Origin of the sequence: Chitinilyticum litopenaei DSM 21440, assembly GCF_000428145.1 — a bacterium.
GTDB lineage: Bacteria > Pseudomonadota > Gammaproteobacteria > Burkholderiales > Chitinibacteraceae > Chitinilyticum > Chitinilyticum litopenaei.
Genome location: NZ_ATZJ01000014.1, coordinates 71,104 through 81,642 on the forward strand (window position 1 = coordinate 71,104; position 10,539 = coordinate 81,642).

A 10,539-nucleotide genomic window follows, 5' to 3' on the forward strand; every position below is an offset into this window, starting at 1 on the left:
AACAGTTTAATTACTTGAGAGTGAGGGCAGAGTCCAGCACCTTGGGGGTCAGGAACACCAGCAACTCACGCTTTTCATTCACCGTTGACGAATTTCTGAACAGGCCACCCAGCATCGGCAAATCACCCAGTACCGGAACTTTGGCAACCGTCTTCTTGTCATCGACGATATAAATACCGCCAATCACCACGGTTCCACCATTTTCCACACGAACTATTGTCTCTACCTGTTTGGTATTCAACAGGCCCTGACGGGCATCTTCGAAGTCATCCTTATTGATTTTCACATCCATGATGACGTCACCATCCGGAGTAATTTGGGGCTTAACTTTCAGAGAAAGCACAGCCTTTTTAAAGGTTGTCGTCGTTGCTCCGTTCGGTGCTGTTTCAGTAAATGCCTGTTCCTGACCCTCTTCAATCACAGCCTCTTGTCCATCAGCTGTCATGACGCGCGGGCTACTGATGACCTTGGCCAGATCATCAGCCTCCAGAGCCGACAATTCGAGGGATAGAATACCGTCGGACCCTGTAATCAGGAAGGCCAGAGATGCGGCGTTGAAACCTTTCAACCCAGCGGCCGGCAAATTTACGCTTTCTTTATTACCAGCCAAGCCAGGTCCAACTGCTTCTTCACCACCCTCAGTTGTGCCATATTTAGTATTGGGTTTTGTGCCACCTGCTAGAGCGGCATCACCCTTGGCAAGGATGCCATGCCACTTCACACCCAAATTCTTGGATACACCATCAAGAGCTTCGACAATTCTGGCTTCGATCATTACCTGGCGAACCGGAATATCCAGCTTTTCAATGAGGTCGCGAACCTGATCAAGCTTGACGGGAATATCCTGAATAATCAGCGTATTAGTCCGATCATCCATGACGGCGCTACCGCGCGGCGAAAGGATCTTCTGCTTGTCATCCTTGAGGATTTTCTCAAATGCCATCGCGCGATGATACTTGAGACGGAAATATTCAGTTCGGGTGGGTTCCAACTCCGAGATCTGCTTCTTTGCTTCAAGCTCCTGCTTTTCTTTGGCTGCCAACTCATCACGCGGCGCTATCCACAGCACATTGCCGGTTTTGCGCATGTCCAGTCCCTTGGCCTGCAAAATGATGTCCAAGGCCTGATCCCAAGGCACATCCTTGAGGCGAAGTGTCAGAGAACCATTGACAGTATCGCTGGTGATCACGTTCATGCCAGTAAACTCAGCGATAACTTGCAATACCGTGCGAATCTCCACATTCTGGAAGTTCAGCGAGAGCTTTTCGCCTTTATAATTTTTCTGGCTTGTCAGCACCGCCTTGTCTGCCGAGCTATCCCGCACTTCGACAACAAACCGATTTTCGGTCTGGTATGCAGAATATTCCCAAACCCCCTTGGGTTCGATAACCATTTTCACGGCATCACCCTGGGTATATGTGTCTACCTTTTGTACCGGGGTGCCAAAATCCGTCACATCCATCCGGCGCTCAAACGACTTGTTCAATGATGCTTTGGCGAAATCAACCAATAATTTATTGCCTTGCTGGCGAATATCGATGCCTACATTTGCACTGGACAAATCTACGACAATCTTACCTTCGCCATTTTGGCCGCGACGGAAGTCAACCTGCTGAACAGACTCTTTCCCAGAGGAGGGCTTTGATTCGGCGAAAAGACTGGCTTTGCTGCCTGTCGAAGCAACATCCGCACTGCCCGCATCGACCGTAACGATAACAGCATTACCTTGCGCCTCAGTCGTGTAACCGGCAGATTTGGCAAGATTCAGTACAACACGCGTGCGACCGGCACCTTCAGCAATATTGATTAGGCGAATGGCAGCAGCATTGACTTGAACTGCGGTCTTGCCAGCCTTGTTGTCAACGTTGGCAAAATCCAGTGCAATGCGCGGAGGCGTTTTTACGACAAAGCTGGTTGGAGCGGGCGGCGGCCCCGAGAATGTCAGCTTGATGACCTGACGGTCGACGCTCTCGGAGGTTACTTCCACCCCAGTCAAGGATGTCTGCTCCGCAAACGCAAATGCGCTGAATGCACAAAGCACAAGCAGGCCTAGTTTTCTGATTGCATTGATCATTTTTTCTGCTCCGCTTCATCCAAAGGCAGGGTGGTAGTCTGCTCTTTCCAATCGCCACTGCTGTCACCAACCAATTCGACCAATTTTATCTCAGTCTCGGTAATTGCAATTACTCGACCGAAATTCTGCCCCATAAAATTGCCTGAATGCACTCTGTACAAATTACCATCCGGAGCCTTGATCAAAGCCTCAATCGCTTTCCCTCGCTGCAATGTACCAACCATTCGCAACTTTTCAAGATCAAAACTTTCAAGCACTTCCCTAGGGCGATTGGGATCGGGCTGAGGCCCTCCAGAGTTTTTCTTGGCGAGCTCCATTTTCTTTAAACTGTAAGGATCAAGCAAGTCATATGCCGCATAAGAAAACGCCTCATAGGGCTTAACTTCGGGCAAAGGCTCAACCTTACCTCGCATGCTGTTGGTTTGTTCATCCATCCAAGCCTGCAAGTCATCGCTCTCGCTTCCAAAAATACAGCCAGAAAGCAGCAAAGGCAAAATCAAGTAGCTTATTAATCGCAAATTCTTCATTTCAGACCACCTTTATTGTCGCGACCTTTTCTTGGCCTCTACATCGGCCTGCCTGATAGCCTGTAATTCCGAATCATCCAGAGCGCGGTATGTATTCACCACAGCCTTGAAATTAAGCAAGCCGCCAGCGGCTTGACCCAACTGAACATTGCCAATCGTCACAATCCGGGGCAACTGAGACACATCGCTCACAAACGCCGCCAGATCATGGTAGGTTCCAGTAAGTTCGACACTGATTGGTAATTGGCCGAACTCAGCAGTTTTAATCTCAGGCTGAGGCTTAAACAGTACAAACTTCAGTCCACGACCGACGCCCGCCTGATTTATGTCTTTCAGCAAACTCTCCATATCAGACTTGTTCGGCAACTGTTTCAGCAACGCTCCAAAAGTCCGCTGAATTTCATCCAATTGCTGCTTATACGCTTCGAGATTAATTGCCTGGGTTTTCTTTGTAATGAACTCTTCCTTAAGAGCAACCTCTGTTGCTCTGCTGGCTTCAATCTCTGTCAGCTGATCAGCCCACAAGTAAAAATATCCACCAGTAACAACAAGAACCAACAGCAAGGCTGCGCAAAAAAGCTGAATAGGGACAGGCCAGTTCCCTGCATCCTTGGGATCTAGATTTTTCAACTCATCAAGCGTCATTTGCGCCCCCCAATTCCTTTAGCAGGCGATGAAGCATTAGCAGGATCAGGCCGGGAAAGACTCACTTCCAGAGTAAATTCCGACAAATTAGCGGAAGCGCCTGTCGATGCCTTGACTTCAACGAGTGTTGGTTGCTCAAACAAAGGCGATTCAGTCAAATTTTGCATGAAACCTGAAACCCTTGCGTTCGATTGCGTAAGGCCAACCATCACAAGCTTCGCATCTGCTTGCTTGACGTCCTTGAGGTAAATGCCCTCGGGCGTCTTTTTTGTCAGCTCATCCATCAAGCGTACAGCTTCAGTACGGTTGCTCTGCAAACGCTCAACAATCGTTTTTTTCTCAAGCATGGCTTGCTTGTCTGCTTTAAGCTTCTCAATTTCGGCAATCTGCTGATCAAGCTTCAGATTTTCAGCGCGCAGGAATTCATTTCGCTGATTTTGAGCCTCAAGTTTTGCAGCCAAAAATAGATAACCCAAGGTTACAATACCTGCCGCGGCTATCACAGAAAAAACCAAGACAGAAACAAACCGCCGCTGCCTAGCCAGCCGCTTCTGCTCGCGGTGAGGTAAGAGGTTAATTCTTATCATGCTGGGTCAAACCTCCGCATTGCGAGACCGCAGGCAATTAACAAGGAAGGGGCATCCACTTGCACCTGCTTACCTCTGACCTTGCCAGTTGACATACTAAAAAATGGATTGGCTCGCATGGTACTGGCAACTTGAGTACGCGCAGAAACAGCCTCATCAAGGCCATGAATCACGCTGCAGCCACCAGCAAGCAGGATGTGATCCACACCATTGAAGTTGCTTGAGGTATAGAAAAACTGGAGAGAACGAGACACTTCAAGCGCAAGAGTATCCATGAAAGGCTGCAGAACATCCGGTTCATAGTTTTCAGGCAGTCCCCCCTGCCGCTTCGCTTGCTCGGCCTCTTCAAAAGACATGTTGAACTTGCGTTGAATTTCCTGGGTCAACTGGTTGCCGGCATAGGCCTGATCACGACTGTAAATGGATTGGCCATTCTTGAACACGTTCATGTGGATCGCGGTAGCGCCGATGTCGACAAGAGCCACAATCTGCCCATCTCCCCCGGAAGGAAGCTGCGAGCTCATGAGCTCAAAAGCAGACTGGGCGGCAAAGGACTCCACATCCAGTACGCTGGGCTTCAAGCCGGCAAGCTCAATCACGGCTACGCGCTCATCAACCTTGTCTTTTTTCGCTGCCGCGATCAGCACTTCATCTTCATCTGGCGCGGCCGCAGCAGGACCCAGAACCTGGAAATCAAGGTTGACTTCATCCAGTGAAAACGGGATGTACTGGTTGGCTTCCGTCTCGACTTGCATCTCCAATTCGCGCTCGGAGAGCTTGCCCGGGACCAAAATTTTCTTGGTAATCACCGCGGCTGGCGGCAAGGCGACAGCTACAGACTTGATGCGGGTATTGAGATGCTTCCACGCCTTGCGAACAGCTTCTGCGACAGCATCCTGATTATTGATGTTGCCATCAACGACCGCCTCTTTGGGAAGAGGCTCGATGTGATAGCGATCCAGGCTGTAGTTTCGCCCCACCAGGCTCAGCTCGACCATCTTGACGGCTGAAGAGCTGATGTCCACACCGATGAGCGGGGGTGCTTTCGGCTTGAAGAAATCGAGGTTCAACTTTGCAGCCCCTTTTATATGATGTTTACGTACCAAAAAAATCGTAACAGCCGACTCCATCCCATGTAAAGCAAGGTAGACAAGCCCCACAGATTTTGCAACAAGGGCATAATCCCGTAAATTCCTGTCTAACGCGTACAGTCTCTACATTCCAGCCGGCCTTCTGATGCTAAAACGCCCCTTCTTGCTCCTCAGCACACTGCTTCTGATCATCCTGATTTTTGGCGGCGGCTTTTTGTTTATCGCGGTAGCCATCACCTACCCCAAACTACCTTCGCTCGAGGCCCTCACTGATTACCGCCCGAAAATCCCGCTGCGGGTATATACCGCTGATAGTGTGCTGATTGGTGAGTTTGGCGAAGAAAAGCGGGCGTTCACGCCATTCAAGGAGGTGCCCGCACTGATGACGCAAGCCCTACTGGCAGCAGAGGATGAGCGATTTTATGAGCATGGCGGGGTTGATTACATTGGGGTCCTGCGCGCAATGCTCAGCAATGTCACTTCCGGGCAAACCCGCTCCGGAGCCAGTACCATCACGATGCAGGTGGCTCGCAACTTCTATCTGAGCAATGAAAGAACCCTGCAGCGCAAGTTCAATGAAGCTCTCCTGGCGTTCAAGATTGAGCACAACCTCAGCAAAGAGCAGATTCTGGAGCTGTACATCAACCAGATTTACCTGGGGCAGCGCTCGTATGGTTTCGCAGCTGCAGCCCAGATTTACTACGGCAAGAACCTGAAAGACCTGTCGATTGCCGAATTTGCCATGCTTGCTGGCCTGCCCAAGGCCCCCTCGAGCTACAATCCCGTCGTCAATCCGACCCGTGCCAAGCAGCGCCAAATGTACGTGCTAAGGCGCATGCATGAACTCAAATTCATTACTGACGAACAATACAAGCAAGCGCAGACTGAAGAACTGGTAATCAAGCGCAGTCAGCAGGACTATGCCGTTCACGCTGAATACGTGGCGGAGATGGTCAGGCAAATGATGGTGGAACGCTACAAGGAAGCCGCTTACACCCAAGGTTTCAAGGTTTACACCACCGTCTCCGCAACAGATCAGCAAGCGGCTTACCAGGCACTGCGCAAAGGGTTGCTTGATTACGATAGCCGGCATGGCTACCGTGGCGCTGAAGGCTATGTGGACGGCAGCCTGTTGGAAAGCGACAACCAGGAGGCGCTGGATGAAGCTCTGGCAGAGATCAAGGATGCGGATGAGCTACGCGCGGCAGTGGTCTTGAGCAGCACACCTCAATCGCTCAGAGCCTATCTGCGTGGCGGCATTGTCGCTGAACTGTCTGGCGAGGCGCTCCGGCTCGCCAGACCCATGCTTTCAGACAAAGCACCTCAGGCCAGCCGTATCAAACCCACAGCCATCATCAGACTGAAGCAGACCGAAAAAGGCTGGGTTATTGGTCAGGTACCCCAGGTCGAAGGCGCAATCGTGGCCCTCAATCCCGAGAATGGTGCCATCCGCGCACTTGCAGGCGGGTTTGATTTCAACCGGAACAGCTTCAATCACGCGACTCAGGCGTGGCGACAGCCGGGATCCAGCTTCAAGCCGTTCATTTATTCCGCAGGTCTTGAGCGAGGAATCACCCCAGCCTCGATCATCAATGATGCGCCACTGGTAGTCGACCCGGGTGCGGTCGGCGGTCAACGCTGGGAACCCAAAAATTACGACGGCAAATTTTCAGGTCCCATCACGGTGCGCAATGCGCTCACGCGTTCGAAAAATCTTGTATCCATACGCATTCTGCAGTCCATCGGGCCGGAGTATGCGCAAGAACACATCAGCCGCTTCGGCTTCAGCCCCAAGAAACACCCAGCCTACCTGACCATGGCACTTGGCGCAGGCAGCGTCACCCCCCTGCAACTGGCCGAAGGCTATGCCGTTTTTGCCAATACCGGCTTCCGGGTCCGCTCGCACTTGGTCAGCCGTATCGAAGATGCTCGTGGCGCGATTATCGCGCGCATGGAACCTGAGGTTGCCGGCAAAAATGCCGTACGTACACTGGATGCCCGCAATGCCTTCGTGATGACCAGCATGATGGGCGACGTCGTGCGTTTCGGCACGGCGGCCAAGGCCAATGTCCTTGGGCGACATGATCTGGCCGGCAAAACCGGCACGACCAACGACAGTTTCGACGCATGGTTTGCCGGCTATCAACCCAAACTCGTCACTGTAGTCTGGGTGGGTTTCGACCAGCCACGCTCACTGGGCGGCGGCGAGACTGGGGGCGCGGCAGCACTGCCGATCTGGATCAACTTCATGAGCAAAGCACTGCAGAATGAGCCAGAGTACCAATATCCGGTTCCCGAGGGCGTCGTCGCTCAGCAAATCAGCACTGAAAGGGGCGAGCGTACCGAGTATTTCTTCAGCGAATTCCTGAATACCAGTCCGGAACTTGGCCTGGACGCCGGCAACAGCGAGCCACAAGGGCAAGAACTGGAAGAGATCAAGGATCAGTTATTCTAACCTCCACCGGGATGACACCATGCACCGAGCGGATCATGATCGATCAATGCAGTTGCAACGGACAGAAATTGCACAGCGGGCGGCCAAGCTGGTGGTGGAGGAACACATTCACGACTTTGCACAAGCCAAACGCAAAGCGGCAAAACAGCTGGGCATCAACGACCGCAACGCGCTGCCATCCAACGATGAAATTGAATCGGCACTGGGAGAATACCGGCAACTCTACGATCCCGAACACGCCCTGCTGCTGCAGACATTGCGCGAGAAAGCAGCTTATCTACTGGAATTTTTTGCGGCCTTCCGCCCTTACCTGTATGGCTCTGTACTCAATGGTCGTGCCGGTGCACACTCAAACATCAATCTGCAACTGTTCCATGACGACCCCAAAAGCGTTGAGCTGTTTCTGCTGAATCAGCGCATTCAGTACGATATCGTCACCATCCCGGGGGTTCGTCGTTACGAGGATTATCCGGTATTGGCCTTCTGGTTCGACGACACTCCGGTGCGCGTGCAATTGCAACCCAGCAGCGCCGAGCGCAACCCCCAGCACAAGGCCGAGAAAGAACGGATCAATCTTGCTGGCTTGAAGCGCTTGCTGGCCAATGGCAGTACGGCACAAACTTCGACCGAACTCGCTCCGTGCTGAATCATCATGGCGAATCGCAATCTGCGCCCCGTCCAGCCCGAGCACTATCCACAATACCTCAGCCAGGACCCGGCACTGACTCTGCACCTGTTGCAGCAGCTGGCGAATAACCATGAGCTGATCGCCATCTATCCTTCGCTGACGCACAGCAACTTTGCCTTGAGCTCCATACTGGAAGTTGATGAATCATGGCTTTGGCTGGACGTACCGGCAGAGTCCCTGTTCACCAAACGCTTATTGCAATTCGGCAAAGGCTGCCTTGTTGCCCACCCCGGGCATGTCCATTTGCAATTCGGCTTCACAGCAATCGAAAGTGCCTTGCAGGCTGGCAAGGCGGCGCTGCGCGTTCCTTTTCCTGGGCAAATCCTACACCTGCAACAGCGCGACACCTACCGGCAGCGCATTCCCCTGCGCGAGTCAGCCTACTGCCACATCACACTGGCAGGCGAAACTCTGCAAATGCTCGAGGTATCCGACATCAGCCAGGGAGGACTTGGGCTACTTGGGCATTTGGCTGAACAGGAGCTGCACAAGGGTCTGCTCCTGGCCGACTGCCAGCTCCAATTGCCAGGCTGCGAATCCCTCGCCATCACCTTGGAAATCCGCAATATCAGGGACCATCACCAGGCTGGGGCAGCGAACTCACGGCGGATTGGCGCCATCTTTCGGCAACTTACCCCGCATGCGCAAGCGGTCATTGCCCGCTATATCACGCGCCTTGAGCGCCAGCATCTGCAGCAGCAGCGCTAGAAACCATGAACCCGCTGCATTCCTCATCCGCCATCCGTGCAATCGAAGGCGAAGCAAGCCGGCAGGGACTGAATCTCATGGCACAAGCCGGGCTCGCAGCTGCGGACTGGCTCACACCGCGCTACCCTCCCCGCTCACGCATCCTGATTCTCTGTGGGCCAGGCAACAATGGTGGCGATGGTTATGTACTCGCCGATGTATTGCACTCCAGGCAATACGATGTGAGCCTCTTCAGGCTATACCCTGACAAAAACTACTCTGGCGATGCAGCTGCAGCCCTGGCTGCATACCGCGGCAAGCTGGTGAATGCAGCAGAACTTGCCGGGGTTCTTGGCAGTTGCGATGTGGTCATCGATGCCATTTTCGGCATAGGCATCAGGGGGCAACTTGACCCAGTGCTGCAGCAGCTATCACAGCGGTTGTACGAGAGCGGAAAGCCGGTAGTGGCGCTGGACTGCCCCAGCGGCATCGACCCCGACACGGGGCATGTGCCTGATGGCGCAATTCACGCCGATGCAACGCTGACTTTCATCGCCGATAAAGTCGGTTTGCATACTGGGGCGGCACTCGACTACTGCGGCACAGTATATGTATTGCCACTGCAAATTGCCCCTCTGACACTCCCGGCAACCACAATCAGCCTGCTTAGCGAAGCCCCAAGTAACGCCCTGCTCAAGCGTACACGCGACACACACAAAGGGCGGTTTGGGACACTGGCCATTCTCGGCGGAGCAGCAGGCATGCATGGCGCAGCCATTCTGGCGGCACGGGCCGCCTTGTTTTGCGGTGCCGGGAAAATTCGCGTGGGTCTGCTGGACAACAATGTCGGAAGCATTGACTCCAACTACCCGGAAATCATGCTGAATGAAGCCAATTTGCTGTTTGCTGACGCATGCGACTGCATCGTAGCAGGACCAGGGCTTGGCACCAGTCCGGCAAGCCGTGTACACCTCAGGCAAGCACTGGAGCAGGGGCGGCCTCTCGTTCTTGATGCCGACGCCCTCAATCTGCTGGCAGAGCATCCACCCTTGCTTGATCTGCTGCTCCAGCGCAGCGTGGCCAGCATATTGACACCACACCCATTGGAAGCTGCACGACTACTAAATCTCAGCACTAGTGACGTGCAGACAAACCGTCTGCACGCCGCACAGCAACTCGCCCGGCAATACCGTTCACACATTGTGCTCAAGGGCGCTGGTAGCGTTCTTGTCTCCGCAGATGGTCAATCCATGGTGATCAATGGTTCAGGCAATGGGGCACTGAGCTGTGCGGGACAAGGCGACATTCTGGCCGGTTGCATTGGCGCACTCGTGGCCCAAGGCCTTACTCCGTGGCAAGCCGTATTGCTCGGCGTGCATGTGCATGGAAACGCAGGCGATCTTTGGCGCACCAAATACCCGAACGGCTTGGGACTGACTTCGGGCGAGGTGTTGCGACTCATGCGCAAGCTGCTTAACCACACTGGCCTCAAAGCAGCAATAAGTGATGTATGCGATCAGAGCCCAATAGAATGAATGGCCAGGGAGAACTACCCAGCAATGTATCTACTAAATTAGGAGTTATTCACCGACACCTGGGTTGGCTCGGCATCTGTGCTTGTGCGCACCAGACGCATAAAGCAACCTGATTATGTCTCTGCTTCAGAATCGTCATTCCCGCGTACGCGGGAATCCAGATGAGCGTGTGAAATCAAGCTTTGCTCTGGATGCCCGCCTTCGCGGGCATGACGAAAAAAGGGTTTCTGAAAGAGAGACATAATCAGGT

The 10,539-nt window shown here is 53.2% G+C and carries 9 protein-coding genes; 4 read left to right on the top strand and 5 right to left on the bottom strand.

Annotated elements, in window-relative coordinates; genetic code table 11:
- Positions 1-10: 10 nt before the first annotated feature.
- The 5 genes from C515_RS20080 to C515_RS0107510 are packed head-to-tail and all read right to left on the bottom strand — an operon-like array spanning position 11 to position 4,903.
- Positions 11-2,074 (bottom strand): type IV pilus secretin PilQ, encoded by a 2,064-nt coding sequence (locus C515_RS20080; protein ID WP_051304739.1) that lies wholly within the window; start codon positions 2,072-2,074, stop codon positions 11-13.
- Positions 2,071-2,601, bottom strand: coding sequence for a pilus assembly protein PilP (locus C515_RS0107495; protein WP_028455021.1), 531 nt, complete (start codon positions 2,599-2,601; stop codon positions 2,071-2,073). Before C515_RS0107495 ends, C515_RS20080 begins: the two co-directional genes overlap by 4 nt.
- Positions 2,602-2,613: 12 nt before the next feature.
- Positions 2,614-3,246 carry a type IV pilus inner membrane component PilO gene (locus C515_RS0107500; RefSeq protein WP_028455022.1) on the bottom strand — a complete coding sequence of 211 codons (633 nt, stop codon included), beginning with the start codon at positions 3,244-3,246 and terminating at the stop codon, positions 2,614-2,616.
- On the bottom strand, positions 3,243-3,833 hold the full coding sequence (locus tag C515_RS23015) for a PilN domain-containing protein (protein ID WP_081686814.1): 591 nt from the start codon (positions 3,831-3,833) through the stop codon (positions 3,243-3,245). The genes C515_RS0107500 and C515_RS23015 overlap by 4 nt, the downstream gene beginning before the upstream one ends.
- Positions 3,830-4,903, bottom strand: coding sequence for a pilus assembly protein PilM (locus tag C515_RS0107510; protein WP_028455024.1), 1,074 nt, complete (start codon positions 4,901-4,903; stop codon positions 3,830-3,832). The genes C515_RS23015 and C515_RS0107510 overlap by 4 nt, the downstream gene beginning before the upstream one ends.
- 166 nt (positions 4,904-5,069) lie before the next feature.
- Here C515_RS0107510 and C515_RS0107515 point away from each other — a divergent pair, with 166 nt between their 5' ends.
- From C515_RS0107515 to C515_RS20090, 4 genes are read left to right on the top strand one after another with little or no spacing between them, the layout of a single operon-like run.
- Positions 5,070-7,379, top strand: a complete 2,310-nt coding sequence (locus C515_RS0107515; RefSeq protein WP_028455025.1) for a penicillin-binding protein 1A — start codon at positions 5,070-5,072, stop codon at positions 7,377-7,379.
- Positions 7,380-7,425: 46 nt separating this feature from the next.
- Entirely contained in the window at positions 7,426-8,025 is a 600-nt protein-coding gene (locus tag C515_RS20085; RefSeq protein ID WP_051304740.1) for a hypothetical protein, read from the top strand.
- A 6-nt stretch (positions 8,026-8,031) separates the two neighbouring features.
- Positions 8,032-8,775 carry a flagellar regulator YcgR PilZN domain-containing protein gene (locus C515_RS0107525; RefSeq protein WP_028455026.1) on the top strand — a complete coding sequence of 248 codons (744 nt, stop codon included), beginning with the start codon at positions 8,032-8,034 and terminating at the stop codon, positions 8,773-8,775.
- A 5-nt stretch (positions 8,776-8,780) separates the two neighbouring features.
- Positions 8,781-10,289, top strand: a complete 1,509-nt coding sequence (locus C515_RS20090) for a bifunctional ADP-dependent NAD(P)H-hydrate dehydratase/NAD(P)H-hydrate epimerase (RefSeq protein ID WP_043648572.1) — start codon at positions 8,781-8,783, stop codon at positions 10,287-10,289.
- Positions 10,290-10,539: the final 250 nt, after the last annotated feature.

Excerpts from the sequence above, each read along its gene's own strand:
- C515_RS0107495 (WP_028455021.1), bottom strand. The coding sequence starts at position 2,601 with ATGAAGAATTTGCGATTAATAAGCTACTTGATTTTGCCTTTGCTGCTT.
- C515_RS20085 (WP_051304740.1), top strand. The coding sequence starts at position 7,426 with ATGCAGTTGCAACGGACAGAAATTGCACAGCGGGCGGCCAAGCTGGTG.
- C515_RS23015 (WP_081686814.1), bottom strand. The coding sequence starts at position 3,833 with ATGATAAGAATTAACCTCTTACCTCACCGCGAGCAGAAGCGGCTGGCT.
- C515_RS20080 (WP_051304739.1), bottom strand. The coding sequence starts at position 2,074 with ATGATCAATGCAATCAGAAAACTAGGCCTGCTTGTGCTTTGTGCATTC.
- C515_RS0107500 (WP_028455022.1), bottom strand. The coding sequence starts at position 3,246 with ATGACGCTTGATGAGTTGAAAAATCTAGATCCCAAGGATGCAGGGAAC.
- C515_RS20090 (WP_043648572.1), top strand. The coding sequence starts at position 8,781 with ATGAACCCGCTGCATTCCTCATCCGCCATCCGTGCAATCGAAGGCGAA.
- C515_RS0107525 (WP_028455026.1), top strand. The coding sequence starts at position 8,032 with ATGGCGAATCGCAATCTGCGCCCCGTCCAGCCCGAGCACTATCCACAA.
- C515_RS0107515 (WP_028455025.1), top strand. The coding sequence starts at position 5,070 with ATGCTAAAACGCCCCTTCTTGCTCCTCAGCACACTGCTTCTGATCATC.